Annotated in this window: 18 protein-coding genes; 9 read left to right on the top strand and 9 right to left on the bottom strand. The window is 72.8% G+C overall.

Annotation, left to right across the window (positions count from 1 at the left end; genetic code table 11):
* Positions 1-348 precede the first annotated feature (348 nt).
* The gene (locus AB0H12_RS32945; protein WP_499628304.1) at positions 349-915 is read right to left on the bottom strand and encodes a hypothetical protein; all 567 of its coding nucleotides are present in this window, start codon (positions 913-915) and stop codon (positions 349-351) included.
* A gap of 136 nt (positions 916-1,051) precedes the next feature.
* Here AB0H12_RS32945 and AB0H12_RS32940 point away from each other — a divergent pair, with 136 nt between their 5' ends.
* Positions 1,052-3,991: an AfsR/SARP family transcriptional regulator gene (locus tag AB0H12_RS32940; protein ID WP_499628303.1), complete on the top strand. Its 2,940-nt coding sequence runs from the start codon at positions 1,052-1,054 to the stop codon at positions 3,989-3,991.
* Positions 3,992-4,079: 88 nt separating this feature from the next.
* Positions 4,080-4,445 carry a hypothetical protein gene (locus AB0H12_RS32935; RefSeq protein WP_499628302.1) on the top strand — a complete coding sequence of 122 codons (366 nt, stop codon included), beginning with the start codon at positions 4,080-4,082 and terminating at the stop codon, positions 4,443-4,445.
* Between the two features lie 351 nt (positions 4,446-4,796).
* On the opposite strand, the gene AB0H12_RS32930 is transcribed toward AB0H12_RS32935, so the two are convergent.
* Positions 4,797-5,882 (bottom strand): GTP-binding protein, encoded by a 1,086-nt coding sequence (locus AB0H12_RS32930; protein ID WP_499628301.1) that lies wholly within the window; start codon positions 5,880-5,882, stop codon positions 4,797-4,799.
* Between the two features lie 181 nt (positions 5,883-6,063).
* Here AB0H12_RS32930 and AB0H12_RS32925 point away from each other — a divergent pair, with 181 nt between their 5' ends.
* On the top strand, positions 6,064-6,360 hold the full coding sequence (locus AB0H12_RS32925; RefSeq protein WP_499628300.1) for a hypothetical protein: 297 nt from the start codon (positions 6,064-6,066) through the stop codon (positions 6,358-6,360).
* Between the two features lie 554 nt (positions 6,361-6,914).
* On the opposite strand, the gene AB0H12_RS32920 is transcribed toward AB0H12_RS32925, so the two are convergent.
* Positions 6,915-7,550 (bottom strand): choice-of-anchor M domain-containing protein, encoded by a 636-nt coding sequence (locus AB0H12_RS32920; RefSeq protein WP_499628299.1) that lies wholly within the window; start codon positions 7,548-7,550, stop codon positions 6,915-6,917.
* Positions 7,547-8,194, bottom strand: a complete 648-nt coding sequence (locus AB0H12_RS32915) for a choice-of-anchor M domain-containing protein (RefSeq protein WP_499628298.1) — start codon at positions 8,192-8,194, stop codon at positions 7,547-7,549. The genes AB0H12_RS32920 and AB0H12_RS32915 overlap by 4 nt, the downstream gene beginning before the upstream one ends.
* 280 nt (positions 8,195-8,474) lie before the next feature.
* Between AB0H12_RS32915 and AB0H12_RS32910 the strand changes: the two genes are divergently transcribed.
* From AB0H12_RS32910 to AB0H12_RS32885, 6 genes are read left to right on the top strand one after another with little or no spacing between them, the layout of a single operon-like run.
* Positions 8,475-10,001 (top strand): anchored repeat ABC transporter, substrate-binding protein, encoded by a 1,527-nt coding sequence (locus tag AB0H12_RS32910; RefSeq protein ID WP_499628297.1) that lies wholly within the window; start codon positions 8,475-8,477, stop codon positions 9,999-10,001.
* The gene (locus AB0H12_RS32905) at positions 9,989-10,798 is read left to right on the top strand and encodes a choice-of-anchor M domain-containing protein (RefSeq protein ID WP_499628296.1); all 810 of its coding nucleotides are present in this window, start codon (positions 9,989-9,991) and stop codon (positions 10,796-10,798) included. Before AB0H12_RS32910 ends, AB0H12_RS32905 begins: the two co-directional genes overlap by 13 nt.
* A complete protein-coding gene (locus tag AB0H12_RS32900) occupies positions 10,791-11,543 on the top strand; it encodes an anchored repeat-type ABC transporter ATP-binding subunit (protein ID WP_499628295.1) in 753 nt (250 codons plus the stop codon). Before AB0H12_RS32905 ends, AB0H12_RS32900 begins: the two co-directional genes overlap by 8 nt.
* On the top strand, positions 11,540-12,418 hold the full coding sequence (locus AB0H12_RS32895; RefSeq protein ID WP_499628294.1) for an anchored repeat-type ABC transporter permease subunit: 879 nt from the start codon (positions 11,540-11,542) through the stop codon (positions 12,416-12,418). The genes AB0H12_RS32900 and AB0H12_RS32895 overlap by 4 nt, the downstream gene beginning before the upstream one ends.
* Positions 12,415-13,740: a choice-of-anchor M domain-containing protein gene (locus AB0H12_RS32890; protein WP_499628293.1), complete on the top strand. Its 1,326-nt coding sequence runs from the start codon at positions 12,415-12,417 to the stop codon at positions 13,738-13,740. The genes AB0H12_RS32895 and AB0H12_RS32890 overlap by 4 nt, the downstream gene beginning before the upstream one ends.
* Complete coding sequence (locus tag AB0H12_RS32885; protein ID WP_499628292.1) at positions 13,737-15,362, top strand: choice-of-anchor M domain-containing protein; 1,626 nt, start codon at positions 13,737-13,739, stop codon at positions 15,360-15,362. Before AB0H12_RS32890 ends, AB0H12_RS32885 begins: the two co-directional genes overlap by 4 nt.
* 58 nt (positions 15,363-15,420) lie before the next feature.
* On the opposite strand, the gene cydC is transcribed toward AB0H12_RS32885, so the two are convergent.
* Genes cydC through AB0H12_RS32860 form a run of 5 tightly spaced genes read right to left on the bottom strand, consistent with a single transcriptional unit; the run spans position 15,421 to position 21,637 of the window.
* The gene (gene cydC, locus AB0H12_RS32880; protein ID WP_499628290.1) at positions 15,421-17,070 is read right to left on the bottom strand and encodes a thiol reductant ABC exporter subunit CydC; all 1,650 of its coding nucleotides are present in this window, start codon (positions 17,068-17,070) and stop codon (positions 15,421-15,423) included.
* Positions 17,067-18,731, bottom strand: a complete 1,665-nt coding sequence (locus tag AB0H12_RS32875; protein WP_499628288.1) for an ABC transporter ATP-binding protein/permease — start codon at positions 18,729-18,731, stop codon at positions 17,067-17,069. Before AB0H12_RS32875 ends, cydC begins: the two co-directional genes overlap by 4 nt.
* Positions 18,728-19,726, bottom strand: coding sequence for an ABC transporter substrate-binding protein (locus tag AB0H12_RS32870; protein ID WP_499628287.1), 999 nt, complete (start codon positions 19,724-19,726; stop codon positions 18,728-18,730). The genes AB0H12_RS32875 and AB0H12_RS32870 overlap by 4 nt, the downstream gene beginning before the upstream one ends.
* Positions 19,719-20,531 (bottom strand): ABC transporter ATP-binding protein, encoded by an 813-nt coding sequence (locus tag AB0H12_RS32865; protein WP_499628286.1) that lies wholly within the window; start codon positions 20,529-20,531, stop codon positions 19,719-19,721. The genes AB0H12_RS32870 and AB0H12_RS32865 overlap by 8 nt, the downstream gene beginning before the upstream one ends.
* Positions 20,528-21,637, bottom strand: a complete 1,110-nt coding sequence (locus AB0H12_RS32860) for a FecCD family ABC transporter permease (RefSeq protein WP_499628285.1) — start codon at positions 21,635-21,637, stop codon at positions 20,528-20,530. The genes AB0H12_RS32865 and AB0H12_RS32860 overlap by 4 nt, the downstream gene beginning before the upstream one ends.
* Between the last annotated feature and the right edge of the window lie 4 nt (positions 21,638-21,641).

Raw genomic sequence — 21,641 nt, 5'->3', positions numbered from 1 at the left:
CGGTTCGGAGGAGCGGCTAAGTGGACGCGAAACGCCCGGCCGATCGACTCCGGCGAAAAATGCGCCATTCCTGGCGAGCAAGCATGAACGTCTCCCCCTGGCACCTTCAGGCGGCCCCCGGTATCGCCGTTACAGCGATGCAGGGCCATTCAATCGGAAAACCGACAAGGGGGACACACCCGACCGGGTGAACCTGGCGGGTGGGATTCGAAATGACCGAGAATAAATGTGGCCGGTGCGAAGAGGGGCGTTATTCCATGATCTCGCGCCCACATATCTTCGTCGATCACCCGTGACGCGTTGATCGGCAGCAGGTTCAGTGATCTCCGCTGCGACGTTTGTCCGACCTCAACGCACCAGTTGGGTCGTGACCTCGTCGACGACGAGCCAGGAGAACCCGCCCGGCGACCAGTAGCCGACGAAGGCGGTGTAGTCGTTGCTCGCCTCCGACGGGAACCGCACTGACAGCCGCTGGTAGCCGACGTTCAGCGGACCGAACCGCACCTCTCGGTGCACCGCGCCCGTCGCCTTGTGCCGGACACCGAAGTAGCCGGCGGTGACGCTCAACGAGGTGCGTACGTAGGCGGCCAGCTCGATGGTGTCGTTCCGAGGGACCACGAGGTGCTGGGTGAGCGCGTTCCACTGCGTTGTGGTGGTCGCCTCGATGTAGGCGTTGTTGGCGCCCGCGTACGACCACCCGATCCCCCGGTCGACGCCCTTGGCATCCGGTCCTTCGCCGGTGCACCACGCCGGGACAGCCGATCCGTCCGTTGATGCTTCGAAGTCCGCGTTGACCATGTACATCATCCACCCCTGGCAGCCGTGCGCCGCCGTGGCGGCCGGGTTCGGCGCGAGGGACGCGGCCAGGGCCAGCCCGGCCGCGATGACGGCCCGCAAACCGTGACGGTTCCTCATCATCCACCTCTGGTTTCGTCGCCATGCGATGCCGGAACACCCGATCAGCCCAACTGGGTAGCGCCATCAGGCGTGCGATCGCGAGTATCGGAGCGGCTGTCAAAGTGGTGTCAAAGTCGGACTCCCGGAGGGTCGAGTGCACGATCTGCTGCGTGGACGCCTGAGCGTCGTGGTCGCCGCCGCCGGGTACGGCAAGACCACCGCGGTGCGGCAGTGGCTGCGCGACACGGGCGAGCAGGCGCTCGTCGTCGACGACGTGAGCGCCGATCACCTGCCGAGCCCGCAGCGCAGGCCCGACCGACTCGTGCTGCTGTCCCGCCGCCCGATCCCGGTCGCCGCGCTGCTGCGCTACGACCTCGGCGCGCCGATCGAGATCGGACCCCGGCAGCTCGCCTTGTCGCCGCGGCAGGTCGCCGTGCTGCTCGCCGGGCAGTACGGCGTCGACAACCCCGACACCGCCGCTTCGGTGCACGCGCTGACCGCGGGCTGGCCCGCCCTGGTCCACCTCGCGGCTGCCCACGTGGTTGCCGCGGGAGTCTCCGAGCCGTCCACGGACCTGCTGTCCCAGCCGGACAACCCGCTGTACGACTACGTGTGCGCCGAGGTGCTCGACGACCTCACCCCGGACGCGCTGGAGTTGCTCGCCCACCTGTCGGTCGTCGGCGCCGTCTCGGCCGAGCTGACGGCGGACATCGGCGAGGGCGGGCTCGGCGCGCAGATCGGCCTGCTCGCCCGGCTCGGCTTGCTGTTGCCCGAGAACGGCTGGCACCAGGCCGTTCCGCTGATCGCCGCGATCGCCGAGGCCCGACACCCGATGCCCCCGATGCGGCGGGCAGCGTTCGTCGCGCTCGCCGCGGACTGGCACCGCGACCACGACCGCCTGGTCGACGCACTCCGCTTGGCGACAGCGGCGGGCGACCAGACCCGGTGCGCGGACCTGCTGCGCGACCACGGCGCGGACCTCCTGGCCACCGGCGCGGGTAGCGGCATCGTGGCTGCCGCAGCGGTCCTGCCGGACGTGCTGCGAGACCCCGCGATCGACCTCGTCCACGCCGACGCCTTGCAAGCCACCGGCCGGACCCGGGCCGCTGTCGCCGCCTACGCCCGGCTCACCGGCGGCGCCGATTCCTTGCCACCCGGCCTGGCCTGGCGATACGGGGCGGCGCTCTACCTGTGGGGCGACCCGAACGACGCGCTGGCCGTGCTGCGCCGCGGCCGAAGCGGCGGCGACTCCGACCCCGACACCGCTCTGTTGCTGGCGTGGACATCGGCCGCGCACTGGCTCGCGGGCGACGAAGCCGAGTGCACCGCGTTCGCCGGCAAGGCCGTCGAAGCCGCACGCGCCACGGGTGACCAGCGCGCGCTCGCCGCCGCGCACGTCGCGCTGGCACTGTGCGCGGACCTCACCGGCGACCCGGTCGGGTTGCGCGCGCACTACAGCCGGGCGCTGGAGTTCGCCGAGGCGGCGGGCGACACCGCCCAGGTGCTGCGCATCCGGGTGAACCTGGCAGCCGGGCTGGAACAGGAGGGCAGGCTGATCGAGGCCCTCGCGGTCCTGCACCCCGCGGTGGACCTCGCCCGGTCCGCGGGCTACGACAGCTCGCTCGCCCTCGCCTTGGCGAATCAGGGCTCGCTGCTGCACAGCCTCGGGAGGCTCGACGAGGCACTCGCCGGCTACCACGAAGCCGTCCGGGTCTACGAGCGAATGCACTCGATGAAGGTCGCCTACCCGCTGACCGGACTCGGCGACGTCCACCGCCTGCGCGGGCAGCCCGCCCAGGCGAAAGCCTCCTACACCGAGGCCCTGCGCGCGGCCGTGCGCGACGGGCACCACCGGCAGAGCATGGTCCCCGCGCTGTGCGGCCTGGCCCGGGTGGCCGCCGCGACAGACCAGGAGGAAGCCGCCGTGCTCGCCGACCGCGCCGTCGAGCACGCCCACGGCCGCTGGGTCACGACCGCCCTGGTCGCCCGCGCCTGGGTCGCGTGGCAGCGCGGCGCGAGCGACGACGTGCGCAGGGACGCGCGGGCCGCCGCCGAGGTCGCCGCCGTGCACCGCGATCGCGGTGGGCTGGCGCGGGCGCTGGAGGTCGAGGCTGCCGCGACCGACGACCCGGCCGCGGCCAGGGAACTGCTGCGCGAGGCGTTGTCGATCTGGACCGAGTCGCAGGCGGTGCTGGAGGCCGATCGCATCCGGGTCGCGCTCGGCCGCATCGCGGGTGACAACGGCGACTTGCGGCTCAACGGCAGGCTCGCCGAGTCCAGACTCGCCGCCGCGGGCGTGGCGGATACGCCGCCCACCCGGCCGGGAGCGCCGCGACGGGTGGAGATCCGGGTGCTCGGCGGGTTCACCGTGCTGGTCGACGGCCGCCGGCTGCCCGCGCGCGCTTGGCAATCCCGGAAGGCCCGCGACCTGCTCCGCGTGCTCGTCGCCCGGCGCGGCGCTCCGGTTCCCCGCGAGGAACTGGCCGACCTGCTGTGGGGGCGGACCGCGCCCGCCGAGCGGCAGAAGGTGGCGCACCGGTTGGCGGTGGCGCTGTCGACCCTGCGCGCGGTGCTCGACCCGGACCGGCTGGGGCCGGTGGACCACTTCGTGCTGTCCAGCCAGAAGGACATCGCCGTCGACCTCGGCATGCTCGACGTCGACGTCGAAGACCTGTTCGCCCAAGCCCAGTACGGGGTGCGGTTGCAGGAACGGGGCGAGTTCGCCGACGCCTGGGCGGTGCTGACCGCAGCCGACCGCGCCTACACCGGCGAGGTCTTCGCCGACGATCCGTACACGGACTGGGCACGCCCCCTCCGCGAGGAGGCCAGGGCCGCGCACCTGCGGATCCTGCGGACCCTCGTCGACCTGGCCCGGCGCGCGGGGGAGGTCGACGACGTCGTGCACTACCTGCTGCGCATCCTGTCCGTCGATCCGTTCGACGAGCAGTCCCACCGCGACCTCGTGGCCAACCTGTCCGAGGCGGGCAGGCACGGCGAGGCTTCGCGCGCGTTCAACCGCTACGCCGAGGCGATGCGCGAGATCGGCGTGCTTCCACGGGAAGTGCTGGGCGTCACTCGCCACCCGGCGCGTTGACCGCGCTTTGACCCTCCCCTGACACCGGTGAAGACGCTGGTCGGCGACGGCCGATGCCCGGCCGTGAACCGAGTCGAAAGGAACGACCGTGATCAGGTTTCGCACCCCTGTGCGCGTGGCGCTGGCCGCGTTGGCAGCGCTGTTCGTCCTCTCCGCCCCACCTGCGGCGGCCGCGGCGAGCCCGGCCTCGGACACCGTGTCGACCATGTCCACCTGCGTGCCCGGCGCGTGGACGCAGGTCCACTGGTACATCACCCCGATGTGGGTGGCCAACTACCGCTACCGGGTCGCCGACGGCGTGCACGTGAAGTGGCGCTGGTTCTCCGGCGGCGTGCCGCCGTACTGGGAAGGCAGCTTCACCACCAGCGGCGACATCTGGACCCCGCCCAGCTGGTACACGAGCGTCGAGTTCATGTGCTCCAGCCCGACGAGCGTGGTGATCACACCGCTGTAGCGCGACCGGGTGCGTGCGGCTGCTCGGCCGCACGCACCCGCACCAGAAGCACCACCACGATGAGCGAATGGCATGTCCGGAAGGCGAAGATGCGACGGAGTGCCACCGAGGGTCTGAGTTGGGGCGTGGCCCATGACACCCCGATGAATTCCCTGAACACCCCGGCGGTTCGCGCATTTCAAGGCAAGCTTTAGTGTGCATACGTCGATTGGCGTGCGCAGACCGACCCGCCCCCTGACGGCGGCGCGGAGGTGTTTGCGGGCTGCCGGGTTCCGCGAGGTCGGCGTCGTCTGGCGGAGTGGTGACGACGTCGTGCAGGTCGCCCTGCGCTGAACGGGGTTCCGCCCGTGTTCAGGTGAGTTGTTCGCGGGAGCCGGGGAACGGGTCGGCGAACCGCAGTTCGGCCGCCAGCGCCAACTCCTCGTCGGTGAGCAGCGCTTCCCGCAGCGCGGAGGTGATCACCTCGGGTGAGGAGCGGTGGGAGACGACCACCAGTTCCTGAGCGCGGCCGCCGATGTCGGGGTCCCGGGTCGCGACGGTCGCGGGCCGGCACTGTTCGTCCACTTCGGACCAGTCGTCCGCGGCGGCGAGCCACGGGCCCGCTTCGCCGATCCGCAGGGACCGGCCCGCCGCTTCCAGCCACATGACCGTGTCGTGGCGGCTGGCCAGCCAGACCCGGCCCCTGACGCGGACGACGCCTTGGCAGAGCGCGGTGAGCACCCGGTGCAGGCGGGCGGGGTGGAAGGCGCGTCGGGCGGTGAAGTGCACGAGGTGCACGCCGTGGGTGGACTCCGACGGTGGTTCGCCGTGGAGGACGGGGTCGAAGGTGTCGTCGACCTCGCCGCGACGGGCGTCGGCGGGGATGGCGGCCAGCAGCGCCGGCACGTCCAGGTGTGCCAGCTCCTGCCGGGCGGCGGTGGGGTTGAGCCGGTCGAGGACCGCGCTCACCCGCTGGTCCGGTGGTCCGGTCAGGACCAAGGCGTCGGCGAACTCGGCTTGGCCCACGACCAGTTGCGCGGCGGTGCGGTCGTCGCCGGGGGTGGCGCCCAGTCCCCGGTCGGCCAGCAGGTCGCCGCCGGTCGCGTCGGTCAGCCAGGTGGCCCGGTCCACGACGGTGATGACGGCCTCGACGCGGATCGGCTCGTCCATCAGCGCGAAGCACACCGCCTCGGGCTCCAGGGCAGGGTCCAGGTGCACCACCACCGGTCCGGTCAGCTGCCGCAGCAGCGGCAGCAGGTCCAGTCGCATCGTGCACGACACGCAGCCGTGCTCCAGTCGCAGTTCGGTCAACATCCCGTCGACCCACCGCCGCACCACGCCCACGGCCAGCGCGCTCAGGTCGTGACGAACCAGCACCGAGCCCGGCAACGCCCGCCACACCTCCTCGGCCACGACGTGCTCGCCCAACCCGGCCACGAGGATGACGGAGGTGTCCATGGCCCTCACCGTAAACGACAATCATTTTCAGTTCAAGCCCGGATCGGCGCGCACTGGGCTGTTCGGGCGAACGCTGGAGCTGCGGCATACATGCGCATGACCTAATGTGTGCTGCGCTCGGTCACGAGCGTTGGGACATCCGGGTGACACGGAGCCCGGGACATCGAAAGGCGGGTCGCCCATGACCACCGCACACCTTGAGCACACCGACCACGCCCACGCCCACGGCGAGGGCTGCGGCCACGTGGCCGTCCCGCACGCCGATCACGTCGACTACGTGCACGACGGCCACCTGCACCGGGTGCACGACGGGCACTTCGACGAGTGCGAGCCGGGCGACCACGGCGCCCACGACGATCACGGTCACGTGCACGGCGAGGGCTGCGGGCACGTGGCGGTCCCGCACGGCGACCACGTCGACTACGTGCACGACGGCCACCGCCACGCCGTGCACGGCGAGCACTACGACGAGCACTGACTCACCTCGGACCGCTTCGCAGTGCGCGGATCTTCCTGCGGACGCGCCAGAGCGCGAGGATGAATCCCCAGGGACACCGCCACGACGGCCGGGGCGGTCCAGGGCACGGCCCACGCGGAGGCGTGACGGCGTTGCTGGGCGGCAGTTCCGGCCGCACCTGGCCGGTGGTCGAGCGCTCGCCGAGTCGGCGAGCCGCGTGGCACGGAATCGGCGGCCACCCGGGCCGCAGTGCGGCGTCGGTGACGTTCTCGGTGGTGCGCGCGGGGTCGAACCGGGTGGTCCCCCCGTCCACATCGGACTGTCCTGCCACCGCCGGTGACCCGCTTCGAGGAACGCCGACACGAGGCCGGCGTGCCCGGTGTCGCGACACCCGTGGGCTTCGCGGCGAGGGACGCGCGCGCGTGGGACCGCATCGTGGGGACCGCATGGCTCCCTCTCGCCGGACTCGATGAGGCCACGCTGATGCAGATGATGAGCCTTCTCACCCGAAAGGTCCGCAGTGCTCACCCGGGCGGTGAGCACTGCGGACCCGGTGGTTCAGACCTCCGGGGAGGTCAGGGCTGCACGGTGAAGGTGTAGCTCTTCTGGCCGGTGGTGACCGAGCCGCCCGCCGCCTTGGTGGCGGTGACCTCGAAGACGGCGGTGTAGGTGCCCGCCGCCTCGAACGCCCAGTTGGCGTGGGCGTGGCTGTTGATCGCCAGGGTGCGGCTGTCGGGCAGGCCGTTGCCGCTGTCGAACCACACGCTCACCGAACCGCCGAAGCCGGTGGTGTAGACGCTGAAGTCGGCGGGGCCGGTGACCGAGACGAGCTTCACGGTCACCGAGTTGTTCAGCAGCGCGCCGGCGGGGACGCCGCTGGTGTCGAAGCCCGGCCACAGGATCCCGGTCACGGAGTTCTGCGGCAGGACCCAGAACGTCGATCCCGGTGCGCCGAGGAACGAGTAAGCGCTGCCGGAGGGCACGGTGGACTTGCTGGCGGACACGGCGTTGAGCGTCACGGTCGACGGGTCGCGGTCGACGGCGGGTGACACGGTGCTGTCGCGCAGGTCGAGCGTGAGCGCGGTGCCGGTCCAGTCGACGTCGATGACGTCGACGTGACCGGAGGAGATGGTCACCGCCGCGTGGGCGGTGCCCGTGGAGAGCAGGGCGAGTCCGGCGGCGAGCGCGGCGGCGGAGAGTCGGGCGATCATCGGTTCACCTTGAAGGTGTAGGTGGCGGGGGAGGACGCGACGCGCTCGCCGGTGGCGGCCAGGGTGCCGGTGGCGCGGACGGTGATGCTGTAGGTGCCGGCCGCCTCGAACGCCCAGTTGGCGTGCTGGTGGCCGCCGGGGGCCAGGTCGATGCGGTCGGGCAGGCCGTTGCCGCTGTCGACGAGCACGTCAGGCGCGCCGACGGCGTCGGTGGTGAAGATGCTGAAGTCGTCGGGGCCGCACACGGTCACGACTCGCAGGCGCAGCGAGCCGTCGACGAAGACGCCGGGCTCGACCTCTTCCGCGGCGATGCCGGGCCACAGCAGGTTCGGGTCCTCGATCTCGGGCAGCACCCAGACCGGCGCGCCGGGCGAGCCGAGGAAGGCGTAGGCGGGGTCGGCGGGCACGGTGGTCTTCGCCGCGGACTTGGCGACGAGCAGGACCTCGGCGGGTTCGTACTCGGCCTCGGCCGCCTCGTCGTGGACGTGCAGGTGGAACGCGCCGTCCTCGAAGGCGACGCCGAAGACGTCGACGTGGCCGGTGTCGATCGTGACGACCGGTGCGGCCGTCGCGGGCGCGGCGGCGAGCCCGGACAGGCCGGTCACCGCCGTCAGGAGCAGGGCGATGCGTGCAGTCGTGCGCAAGGTGGTTGCACTCCAATCGTGCAGGTGGTGCGGCCCCGGGAGGGGCGCGCCTGAAGAGTTGCACACGACTATCGTTTTCAGTACGACCGAACGGAGCACTTCTCGGGGTGCGGGAGGCGCTGGCCGGTCGCCGCGTCGCGCGCGTGCCGCCGGGCCCAGTGTGTCAATGGCAATCGTTGTCAACAGCGGCCGGACGGCGTATTGAAAACGGTTGTCGTTGGTATTACGTTCGCGGTGCCCCCGCCGGTCGGGTGACGGGCGTCTGGAGGTTCGAGAACACATGCGAGTGCGTGCGCCCTCCCGGGCCGCCGCGTCCTTGTGCGCGGTCCTGCTCGTCGTGACCGCGTGCAGCTCGGCCGGGGGGCAGGGCGGTGACGACGGCCTGTCCGTGGTCGCCACCACCGAGATCCTCGCCGACCTGGTGCGCAACGTCGGGGGAGACCGGGTCCGGGTCGACTCACTGGTGCCGCCCGGCGGTGACCCGCACTCCTACGAGCCCACGCCCGCCGACGCCAAGAAGGTGGCCGCGGCGGACGTCACGTTCACCAACCACCTGCTGCTCGAGGAACAGCGGCTGATCAAGGCCATCGACGCCAACGCGCGCGAGGGCACGCCGAACGTCTCGCTGGCCGAAGCGTCGGAGACCTACGGCGCGCACGTGATCCCGTTGGTGGAGAACGTCGGGCTCGACGTGCTGTGGCTCGGGCTGCGCGTGCGCGGCGACGGCAAGCAGCGCGGGGCCACGCGCACGTCGGAGGTGCGGCTGACGGCGACCGCGGTGGAAGGGCCGGGCAAGCTCGTGGCCTACCTGACCGAGTCGTTGGGCAGACCGGTGGTGTACTTCGACTCCGGCGACGGCCTGTCCGATGTGGACTCGACCACCTTGCCGCCTGCCGCGCACACGCACCTCAACTGGGCGTTCACCGCGCCGGGCACCTACCGGCTGACGCTGCGCGCGTCGCTGCTCGACGGTGGCGACGAGGTGTCGCTGGGGGAGAGCACCTTCACCTTCGCCGTGGGCATCGACCCGACCGGTGTCGCGGGCACCGTGCTGAACGAGGGGCACACGGACCTGACGGTCGACCTGGACACCGGTGAGCTGTACACGTTCAACGACCGCGCCGGCGGCACCACCCAGGAGGTCGTGCCCGCCTCGGAAGCCGTCATCGAGGTGCCGAACAAGGCGATCACCACCGTGCCCGACGACGCCCGGTTCGCATTCCTGGGCGCCGGCGGCGCGTCGGTGCACCAGCTGCCGCAGGCGGTGCTGGGCAAGCACGTGCACGGCGAGATCGACCCGCACCTGTGGCAGGACGTCCGCAACGGCCGTGCCTACGCCGAGCTGATGCGCGACACGCTGCGGGCCGCCGACCCCGACGGCGCGGCGGACTACGACCGCAACACCCGCGACTACCTCACCCGGCTCGACGAACTCGACAAGCAGGTCCGCGACACCGTGGCCGCCGTGCCCCGCAACCGCCGCCACCTGGTCACCACGCACGACGGGTTCGGCTACTTCGCCAGCGCCTACGACATGACGGTGGCCGGGTTCGTGGTGCCCAACCCCGCGCAGGAACCCAGCGTCGAGGACGTGCGCAAGCTGACCGAGACCGTCCGCAACCTGAAAGTGCCCGCCGTGTTCATGGAACCCAACCTCGCCCAACGCGGCTCGGTGCTCACCCAGGTCGCCCGCGACCAAGGCGTCCAGGTGTGCCTGCTCTACGGCGACTCCTTCGACGACAACGCCCGCAGCTACACGGACATGATGCGCCACAACGCGGAAGAGGTCGCCCGGTGCCTCGCCTGATCCGCGTCCTGCTCGCGGCCACCGCGGCGCTCCTGCTCGTCCACCCGGCCGCTCACGCCGAGGCACCGGTCGTCATCGCCGACGGCCACGTCGACCTCGGCCCACGCGTGGTCGACGACCAGTGGACCCTTCAGATCCGCGACGACACGGGTGACGGGCCGGTGTGGCGCGAGCCCGCCGACGTGGTGCTCCAGGTGGCTGACGCGGCGAAGACCACCGTTCCCGACGACCCCGCGTACGCGTTCCTCGGCACGCCGGGCAGCGACATCTGGGTGCTGCCGCAGGTCCAGGACCGGAAGGTGGTGTGGCCGGGGTGGAACACCCAGGACCCCAGCATCACCGAGGTCTCCGGCCGCGAGGTGGACTGGCGGCTGCACGGCGTCGAGGGCCCCGGCCGCTTCGAGCTGTTCCTCACCGGCAACTTCGGCACGCCGGAGACCATCTTCAGCAGTGACCGCCCCTACCCGCAGGAGACCGGTGTCGAAGCCGGCACCCACGTGCACGGGAACTGGGTGTTCACCGCACCCGGCGGCTACTCGCTGGACGTGGAGATGGCCACCGCCGACGGTCGCGCCGACCGCGCGACGCTGAAGGTGCACGTCGGACCGGGTGACCCGGCGACGGCGTTCGCGACGACCGCGCAGAGCACTCCACCCTCCGGCACGGCCGAGGCGCAGCCCGCCGACACCGCAGCCCCGCCCCGGGTGTGGATCGCGGCCGGTGGCGTGCTGGTGGTCGGCGCGGCGGCAGCGCTCATCGTCCGCTCCCGTCGTGCCGCCGGGAGGAGCGATGACTGACCCGGTCCTCGACCTCACCGGCGTGACCGTGCACCTGGGCGGCCGGGAAGTGCTGTCCGATGTGGACTTCCGGTTGCGGCAGGGCGAGCTGGTCGGCCTGATCGGTCCCAACGGCGCGGGCAAGACGACCCTGCTGCGCACCGCCCTCGGCCTCGTCCCGGTCCACCGGGGCTCGGTCGTCGTCGGCGGTCGCTCACCGCGCCAAGCGCAGGGGTCGCTGGGGTACGTGCCGCAGCGCCACGAGTTCGCCTGGGACTTCCCGATCACGGTGGAGGGCGCGGTCGCCACCGGCCGCACCCACCTGACCGGCCTGCTGCGCCGCCGCACGGCCCGCGACCGCGAGGCGGTGGCCGAGGCCTTGGACCGCGTCGGCATGGCGGACCTGCGGACCAGGCCGGTCGGCGAGCTGTCGGGCGGCCAGCGGCAACGGGTCCTGGTCGCCCGCGCGCTGGCCCTGGGTCCGCGGGTGCTGCTGCTGGACGAGCCGTTCACCGGCATCGACGCCCCCACCCAGGAGTTGCTGGGCACGTTGCTCACCGAACTGCGCGACGAGGGCGTGGCGGTGCTGATGACCACCCACGACCTCGCCGCCGCGACCACGTTGTGCAACCGGCTGTGCCTGCTCAACCGCACGGTCGTCGCCGACGACGAACCCGCCGCGCTGGCCGACACCGACATCTGGCTGCGCACCTTCGGCCTGGACCGGGCCGAGCAACTGCTCAAGGCGCTGGGGGTGACCGGGTGACCGGGGCCCTGGAGTTCCTGACCGCGCCGTGGGAGTACGACTTCTGGCGGCGCGCGCTGCTGGTGGCGCTGCTGTCGGGCCTGGTCTGCGGCGTGATCGGCAGCCACGTCGTGCTGCGCGGCATGGCGTTCATCGGCGACGCCGTCTCGCACGCGGTCTTCCCCGGCATCGCGGTCGCCTTCGTGCTGGGCACCAACCTGGTGCTCGGCGGTGCGGTCGCGGGCGTGATCACCGCGTTGCTGATCGCGGTGTTCTCGCAGAACCGCAGGCTCAAGGAGGACTCCGTCATCGGGATCTTCTTCGCCGCCTCCTTCGGTCTCGGCATCGTCATCCTCAGCACCGCCCCCGGCTACGGCGGGTCGCTGGAGTCGTTCCTGTTCGGCTCGATCCTGGGCATCAGCGACTCGGACGTGGTCTCGGTCGCGGTGATCGGCGCGGGCGTGCTGCTGTGCACGGCGCTGCTCAACAGCCGCTTCGTGGCTGCGACGCTGGACCGCGAACAGGCCCGCGCGGTCGGCCTGCCGGTGTTCTGGCTGGACGTGGCGCTGCACGTGATGGTGACCCTGGCCATCGTCATCTCGTTGCAGGCGGTGGGCAACATCCTGGTGCTCGCCCTGCTCGTCACCCCCGCCGCGGCAGCGCGCCTGCTCACCGACCGCCTCGGCGCGATGATGCTGCTGGCGCCGCTGATCGGCGCGGGCGGCAGCGTGCTGGGCCTCTACCTGTCCTACGCGCTCGACCTGGCGGCCGGCGGCCTGATCGTGCTGACCCTCACCGCGATCTTCCTGCTCTGCTGGCTCTTCGCGCCGCGCCACGGCCTGCTCACCCGGCCTCGCCGGACCGCCGTCCCCGTCCTCGCCGAGGAGAAGTCGTGACCCCCGCCCGGACCGGCGCGCTGCTCGGCGTGGCCGCCGCACTGCTGATGACGGCGCCCACCGCGGTCGCCGGCCCCGAACCGACCACCCCGCCCGACGTGCCCACCGCGCACGCCGTGCTGGACGTGGAAGCCGGCCGACTGTCGCTCGACGGACCACCGGACGCCCTGGCCCTCACCGAGGCAGAACAGGTGGAACTGAGCTGGGACACCACCGCCATCGAACCCGGCGCGGTCTTCGGGGACCGGGTCGAACTGCGCACCTCCCTCACGAACGCGTCCGCGGTGGAGGCGCCGCACGGGGATCCCGTCACGATCCCGGTCGCCGCGAGCGGAACGCTGAGCGTCGAAGCGCCGGCTCCGGGCGAGCACCTGCTCCGCGTCGAAGCCGCGGCCCACGCGCTCGACGGCCGGCCGCTGGCCGTCGAGCGCGAGTACCGGTTGGTCGTCACCGAAACCGCCCGACCGGAGGTCGACCGGCCCGAGGTCGCCGCCGAGCCCCGGTCACTCCCGCAGCTCCCCGCTGTCGCCGCACCGCTATCGCAGGCCGCCGCCGCTCAGCAGCCGCCGACGGCCACCGGCCGCGTCACCCTGGACCGCGGCCACGTCGACGCCGTCGCGCCCCGCCTGCTGCCGGACGGCCTGCACGTCCAGGTCAAGGACGGCACCGCGACCGGCGTCACGACCTGGCGCGAACCGGCGGACGTCGAGTTCCGCGTCACGGCCGCCGCCCGCACCGAGCTCCCGGCGCAACCGGCGCTGTCCTTCCTCGGCGGGGCGGGCAAGCAGGTCTTCCTGCTGCCGCAGACCCAGCGCGCCGACCTGCTGTGGACGGGCTGGAACACCGAGGAACTCCGCCCGGCCGAGGTGTCCGGCCCGGTCACGTGGACGCTGACCGCGGTCGAGGGTCCGGGGCCGTTCGGCCTGTTCACCACCGGCTCGTTCGGTGCGCCGCAGATCATCTTCAACAGCACCGACGGCCTGCCGGACACGCTTTCGGTCCCGTTGGGCACTCACGCGCACGCCAACTGGGCGTTCGCCGAGCCCGGTCGCTACCGCCTGACCTTCACCGTCGCGGCGCCCGGCGCGAACGGCGCCACGCTGACCGACACGGAGGCCCTCACCTTCGTCGTCGGTGACGGCGCCCCGGCCCAACAGCAGCAACCGGGCAACACCGACCGGCAGACCGGCACGCCGAACCGCCTGGCCTCGACCGGCCCCGCCGCCCTGCCCGCCACCGCCGGCCTCGCACTCGTTCTGGTCGCGACCGGCGCCGCCGCGCTCGTGCTCGCCCGCCGCCGCCCCGCCAAGGAGAACCCGTGACCACCCCGACCCGGGTGAGAGCCGCGGTCGCCGCCGCCGCGGTCGCCGCCGCCGCGGTCGCCGCTCTCGCCGCGCTGTCCCTCGCCCCGGCCTTCGCCCAGGAGTCCACGGCCGTCGTCGACGTGGGGCACGTGGACCTGCTCGCACCGGTCGTCGCCGACGGCGTGCTGGACATCCGCTACAAGGACGGCAACACCACGCCGCCGACCGTGCGCGACCCCGAACAGGTCGTCACGCACGTCAAGCCGGAGTCGCGCATCCAGGTGCCCGACATCCCCGAGTACGCCTTCCTCGGCCCGGTCGGCAGCGACCTGTGGCTCATCCCCGAGATCCAGGACCCCAACGTCGTCTGGGCCGGCTGGAACACCGAATCCCTGACCGCCGACCAGGTCGACCCGGACTCGGTGCGCTGGACCCTCGACGAGATCGGCGGCGACCTGCCCGGCAGCGCCGCACCCGGCAAGCTCACCGTGTTCCAGAGCGGACCGGTCGGCGAGCCTCTGCCGCGCGTGTTCGACACCGCGCACCCGCTGCCCCAGCAGTACCCGTTGCTGATCGGCACCCACGCCCACGCCAACTGGACGTTCTCCGCCGAGGGCGTCTACCGGCTCACGTTCAGCGTCACGGCCACCACACCCGACGGGACGCCGCTGCGCGACACCACGACCTACGCCATCGCCGTCGGCGCGGTCGACCCCTCCACCGTGAAGCCGGGTACCGGAACCGATCCCTCCACGACGACCACGACAACAACCACGACCACCACGACCACCACGACGACGACAACGGCCACAACCACCACCACGGGCACGACGACAACCACCGCGCCACCCACCTCGTGCGTGGTGCTCAACGACGGCCACGTCGACCTCATCGCCCCGCGCGTCCTCGACGGCAACCTGACCACCCAGGTCAAGGACGGCACCGCAGGACCCGACCGGGCCGTGTGGCGCGATCCGGCCGACGTCGTGCTGCACCTGGTCCCCGCCGCGCGCAACACCGTGCCCACCGACCCCGCCTACTCGTTCCTGGGCACGCCGGGCGCACCGGTCTGGCTCATCCCGCAGACCCAGATCCCCGGCATCGTGTGGGCCGGCTGGAACACCGAGTCGCTCAGCCCGCAGGTCGTCGCCGGAGGCATCGACCTCCGCGTGACCGCCGTGGACGGCCCCGGCCGACTCGGCGTCTTCCTCACCGGCATCTCCCCGACCGTGCTCGTGGACTCGGGGAACGGGCTGCCGGACGTCATCACCGTGCCGCTGGGCACGCACGCCCACGCCAACTGGGCCTTCGGCGCGGAGGGCGCCTACCGGATCACCATCGAGGTGGTCGCCACCCTCGCCGACGGCCGCACGGTCACCGACAGTGACGTCTTCACCATCGCCGTCGGCGACGTCGACCCCACGGCCGACGGGGCCTGCGCACCCCCGAGCACCACCTCCACGCCCACCGCCACGACCACCGGTCCGATCCCGACCACGTCACCGGCGGCAGCCGCACCGAGGACCGGGCTGGCTTCCACCGGTGTCGGTTCGGCGGGGACGGCGGTGCTGCTCGCCGTGCTGCTCACCGCGGCCGGCATCGTCACGGTGTTCTTGACCCGTCGCAAGCGGGTCAGCTGACGCGGGAGGGGCACGCGGCCATCGACCCCGCTCGGCGAGCCCTGAGCCGGGGACCAGGTCACCGCGTGCGCTGCGCTTGGCGCAGGTCGACGATCCGGTCGCAGCGGGCGAGGGTCGCCGGGCGGTGGGCGATGACCAGCACACCGACGTTGTCGCCCGCTGACGTGAGCGCGGCGGTGATGGCGGCGTCGGCGTCGGCGTCGAGGTTGGCGGTTGCCTCGTCCAGGACGAGCACCCGGGGGGTGACCAGCAGCGCCCGGGCGACGGCCACCCGTGCTCGCTGACCGCCCGACAGGCCTGCGCCGGCCTCTCCGACGACGGTGTCGAGCCCGGCGGGGAGCCCGGCGCGCGGGTCGAGGATCCCTGCCCTGCGTGCCGCGTGCTCGACGTCGTGGTCGTCCGCGTCGGGGCGGCCGAGCCTGATGTTGGTCGCGATCGTGCTGGCGAACAGCCCGGGCTCCTGGGGGACGGCGCTGATCGCACCGCGCAGGTCGTCGTCCGCCAGCTCGGTGAGGTCGACGCCGTCGAGGGTGATGCGACCGGCGTCGGGGTCCCACATCCGGGTGGCCAGCAGCGCGCAGGTGGTCTTCCCGACACCGGACGGTCCGGTGAGCGCGACCCGTTCACCGGGGTGGACGGTGAAGGACACCTCGCGCAGCACGGGCGGGCCGTCGCCGTAGCGGAACGTCACGCGGTCGAACACCAGGCCGGTCGCCCGGTCGCGCGGCGGCAGGCGCCGAGGCGCGGTGGTCTCGTGGACCGCCGGTGTGCGGTCGAGGACCGCGACGACACGGGCTCCGGCGGCGCGCAGGGTGCCGAGGTTGCGCAGCAGGTCGGAGATCTGCGAGACGGGGCCGAGCGCCGCCGTGGCCAGGATCATCGCGACCGGCGCGAGCGCGCGGCCGACCGCGTCGAGGTTGACCGCGCAGACCGCGAGGGCGCCGATCGCGCTGAGCGACAGCGCGGCGTCGGTGATCGCGCGTTCCACTCCGGTCCGGGAGCCGATCCGCGCCTGCACGGCGGTCAGCGTGCCGGTGTGCCGGTCGAGGGCGGCGGTGCGGCGGTCCAGGGCGCCGGCGGCGCTGAGCTCGTCGAGGCCGCGGACGGTGTCGACCAGTTCGGCGTTCAGCGTGGCGGCGGTCTCGGTCAGCTCGGCGCCCTGCCGGGTGGCGACCCGGTCGAACAGCCAGGGCAGCGCCGCCACCACGACGACGAACGGCGCCCACACCAGCAGGAGCCACGGTGTGACGAGCAGCGACAGCGCCGTGGTCGCGGCCACCAGCACGAGGGACGTGAGCGCCTGGGCCGCGGTGTGGGCGTAGAGCCATTCGAGCCGGTCCGCGTCGGCGAACGCCACGGAGGCCAGGTCGCCGCTGCGGCGCGGTGTGCGGCGGTCGGGCAGGCTCAGCCGGAGCCGGTCGAACACGCGGGCGCGCAGGGTGGTGATCAGCCGGTAGGCCAGGTCGTGGGAGACCCACGACTCGCGCCAGGTCATCGCGGCGGTGAGCACCGCGACGCCGCACAGGACGACGGCCACGGGCACCAGCGGCGCGGCGCCGGTCGCGGCGGTCCGGCCCGCGAGCCACGTGCCGACCACGGCCGTGGTCAGCGCGCCGACCTGGGCGACGGCGTTGGCCGCGATGGTCCAGCCGAACGTGGACCGCTGCTCGGCGATGACGGGCAGCAGCCGCCGCAGCGGGCCCTTCACCGGCCCGCCGCCGTGGCGGCGACGCCGGTCACGCGGCCGGACTCGATCGTGACGACCGCGTCGGCGTCGCGCAGGGCGCTCTCGCGGTGGGCGATCACGATCCGGGTGGTGCCCGGGCAGTGCTCGGCGAGCCGGGTCAGCACGCGTCGCTCGGTGTCGACGTCCAGCGCGGAAGTCGCCTCGTCCAGCAGCAGCACGGGTGTCGCGGCGAGCACGGCCCTGGCGATGGCGAGCCGTTGCCGCTGCCCGCCGGACAGCCGAGCCCCGTTCTCGGTGAGCTCGGTGTCGAAGCCCGAGGGCAGCGCCTCGATGAAGTCGAGCGCGTCGGCGACGTGGGCGGCGGTCCGGACTTCCTCCGGCGTGGCGTCGGGGCGGGCGAGGCGCAGGTTCTCCTCGACGGTGCCGTGGAAGAGGTAGGTGTGCTGGCCGACGACGCCGATGCTCGCGCGCAGGGCGGCGAGGGTGTAGTCGGCGATCGGCGTCCCGTCGAGGTCGATCGTGCCCTCCTGCGGGTCGGCGTGCCGGACGATGAGCCGGGCGAGCGTGCTCTTGCCCGCACCCGACGGGCCCACGATCCCGGTGGTGGCGCCCGGTGCGCAGTCGAAGCCGACGTCGGTGACGCCCGCCCCGTTCGAGTACCGGTAACCGACCTGCCGCAGCCGCAGCCCCGCCCCGGGACGCGCGGGTTCGGTGCGCGTGCCGGTGTCCGCGACGGCCGGGCGGGCGGTGAGGATCTCGTCGATGCCCTCCACCGCGCCGAGCCCCTGGTAGCCGACGTGCCAGTGCGCGGACAGGTCGAGCACCGGGCGGAAGCACTCCCTGGCGCACAGCAGGAACAGCAGCACCGACGAGGCGGGCGCGGCGCCGCCGAGAACACCGGCGCAGGCGACGACGATCGTGGCGGCGGTGCCCAGGTGCAGGGCGAGCGAGCTGACGGCGGACTCCACGAGGGACACCCGCAGCTGGGTCATCGTGGTGCGGTGCAGGTGTTCGCCGCGTTCGGCGAGCGCGTCCCCGGTCCGCCGGCCCGCGCCGAACACCCGCAGGACTCCGATCGCCTGGGTCGCCTCCAGGTAGTCCGCCGCGAGCTCCTCGTAGGCGCGCCACCGGGTCCGCCCGGTCCGGAGCAGCCGGGCGTCCCAGAACCGGGGGACGACCACGGCGGACAGGATCGCCGCGGCGAGCACAGCCGCGGCCGGGGCGGAGACGGTGAACAGCCACCCGGTCACGGCGGCGGGCACGAGACAGGTCACCAGCAGTTGGGGCAGGTAACGGCTGTAGTAGGCGTCCAGGGCCTCCACACCGTCCACGACCGTGTGGGTGATCGCGCCGGACCGCTCGCCCTGCACCCAAGCCGGCCCCAGCGCGGTGATGCGGCGCAACAGCTCACCGCGCAACCGGGTGCGGATCGCGATGCCGAACCTGGCCGCGGCGACTTCCCTCAGCCACAGCAAGGCCGCGCGCACCGCGACGACGCCGACCAGCGCCGCGATCAACGACGCCGCGGCGGCGCCGTCCCCGCCGACGAGGTCGGCGAGGACGGCCGCCGTCAGCACGGCTCCGGCGACGTGGGAGGCGGACACCAGAGTCGACAACAACGCCAGGAGCACGACCGGTCCGGCGACGACACCCGCCAGGTCCAGGAGCCTGCGGTGGATCACGACGTGAAGGCGTCCGGGTGCAGCCGCTCGGCGATCTCCCGCACCACGGCGACGTTCCCGAGGGTGCCGGGGTAGGTGTCGGCGGCGTCGATCGCGATCAGCCGCCGCTCGCGCACCGCGGTCATGTCCGGGAACGTGCGCGTCAGGAAGTCGACGGTCGTCCGCTCGTGCTCGGGCGAGTTGACCGCGAACACCAGCGCGTCGGGATTGGCGGCGGCCAACGACTCCGGGGTGATCTGCGCGGCGAAGAACTTGGCGAACTGCGGGTCCTGCGGCGAGAACACGTTGTCGCCACCCGCCCGCCGGATGATGTCGTACTCGATCCCGGCCCCGATGGCCGTCACGGTCGTGCCTTCCAGGTACACCTGTGCGACGGTCGGCTTCGCCCGACCCGCGAGGGCGGTGTCCACCGCGGCCAGGTCGGCCTTCCCCTTCTCGATCAGCGGCGTGGCCTTGTCCGACGCGGCGAAGACCTTGCCGAGGTTCTCCAAGTCGGTGAACACGTCCTCGACCGTGCCGCTCATGCGCCGCTCGGCGCACCCGCCCGTGGCGACGTAGGCCGCCACCCCGGCCTGCTGCAGCTGCTCCAGGCTCGCGAAGCCCTGTTCGGCGTTGAACTCGTACATCGTCGGGGAGAACACGAAGTCCGGCTTCGCGTTCAGCAGCTGCTCCCGGCTCGGCGGCCCGGACTCGCTCAGCACCGGGACGTCGGCGGCCGGACCCGCCACGTCCTCCGACAGCGGCGCGGTCGCGGTCTGCGCCTGCCCGACGAGCGAGTCGGCGAGGCCCAGCCGCAGCAGCAACTCGGTCTGCGACGGGCTCAGCCCGACCGCCGCGCTCGGCACACCGTCGACGGTGACGTCCCGGCCGCAGTTGCCGATCGTGACCGCACCGCCGGTGGCGCTCGTCGGGGTGGTGGGGGTGACCGAGGTGCCGCAGCCGGCGACCAGCGTGACGCTGACGCCCAACGCGACGAGGGACAGGGTGCTACGCATGGATCTCATCTCTGTGCTCGGTGGGACCTGGACCGGTCGGCCGCGGGTGGTCGAAGACCAGGACGGGACGACCGGTGCGCGGATGCGTGAGCTGGTCGACACCGACCCGGAACACGTCTTCGACCACGCGTGGTGCGAGGGCTTCGGCCGGTGCGCCCGCGGCGACGAGCCGTCCCCCGCGCAACACCGCGATCTCGTCGCAGTGCGTGGCGGCCAGGTTGAGGTCGTGCAGCGCCGCGATGATCGTGCGGTCCAGGTCGGTCGCGATCCGCATGAGTTCCAGCTGGAAAGCGATGTCCAGGTGGTTGGTCGGCTCGTCGAGCACGAGGACCGGCGCGTCCGCGGCGAGGGCGCGGGCCAGCATCACCCGCTGCCGCTGCCCGCCGGAGAGCCTGCCGATGAGCCGGTCGGCGACGTCGGCGGCGCCCACCCGCTCCAGCGCCCGCCACGCCAGGTCGAGGTCGGCGTCGGTGTCGCGGCCGAACCCGCGCTGGAACGGCACCCTGGCCAGCAGCACGGCGTCCAGGACCGTCAGGTCGAACTCGGTCGGCGTCTCCTGGGTCATGACCGCCACCGACCGGGCGACGGTGCGCCGGTCGACCCGCCACACGTCGTGCTCGTCCAGCAGCACCCGGCCGGACGACGGCGCGACGGCGCGGTAGAGCGTGCGCAGCAGTGTCGACTTGCCGCTGCCGTTGGGGCCGACCAACCCGAGGAACCGACCCTGGCGGACCTCCAGGTCCACGTCGTGCAGCACGTCGCGGCCACCGAGAGTGGCGCTGACGTGGTCGAAGCGCACCCTCATCGGTCCAGCCCCGCCCGCGCGCCCGTGTCGCGGCGCATCAGCCAGAGGAAGAACGGCGCGCCCACCACTGCGGTGAGGATGCCGATCGGCACCTCCGCGGGTGCCGCCACCGTGCGGGACAACAGGTCCGCGAGCATCAGGAACGCCGCGCCGCCGAGCACCGCCACCGGCAGCATCCGCCGGTGGTCCGCGCCCACGAGGATGCGCGCCGCGTGCGGGACCACGAGGCCCACGAAGCCGATCCCCCCGCTCACCGACACGACCGACCCGGTCAACAGCGCCGCGGTCACCAGCAGGACGGCCCGCAGCCGGTTGACGTCCACGCCCAACGCCGTCGCGGACTCGTCACCGGTCAGCAGCGCGTTCATCGCCCGCGTCCGCAGGCCCACGACGACACAGGCCACCACGAACGCGACCGCGGGAACCACCAGGGAGCTCATGGACGCGGCCGACACGCTGCCCAGCAGGAAGAACAGGACGCTGAAGACGTTCTGCGCCTCGGTCGTCAACGTCAGGTAGCTCGTCACCGCGCTGAACAGCGAGCCCAGGGCGACCCCCGACAGGATCATCCTGGTCGGCGACAGCACGCCGCGGTGCCGCGCGACCAGCGCGACGCACGCACTGGCCACCAACGCGCCGACGAACGCCGCCACGCCCAAGGGAAGGCCGCCGACGGCCGCCGAGCCGAGGGTGATCACCAGCACCGCGCCGACCCCCGCGCCGGACGACACGCCGAGCAGGTACGGCTCGGCCAGCGGGTTGCGCACGATCACCTGCATGATCGCCCCCGCCAGCGCGAGCCCGGCGCCCGCCAGCCCGGCCAGCAGCGCGCGGGGCAACCGGAACTGCCACACCGCCTGGTCCTGCAGCACGGTCAGGCTGCCGTCCGACATCCACGGCACGTTCGGCACCAGGTGCCCGACCACGATCCGCGTCGTGTCCACGAGCCCGACCTCGACCGTGCCGATCGAGCCCGAGGCGATCACCAGCGCCAGGATCGCGAGACCGAGGGCCGCGACCACCACGCGCTGCACGATCCGCGACCGGCGGACGGACGCCCGCCGGTCGCGGTCGACCGACGCGGACGACCGCGGACGAACAGCCATGACG

The organism is Actinosynnema sp. NPDC023794, assembly GCF_040639675.1.
Classification (GTDB): Bacteria; Actinomycetota; Actinomycetes; order Mycobacteriales; family Pseudonocardiaceae; genus Actinosynnema; species Actinosynnema luteola.
Note: the sequence above shows the minus strand (reverse complement) of the source record. Positions and strands in the feature narration are given on the sequence as shown.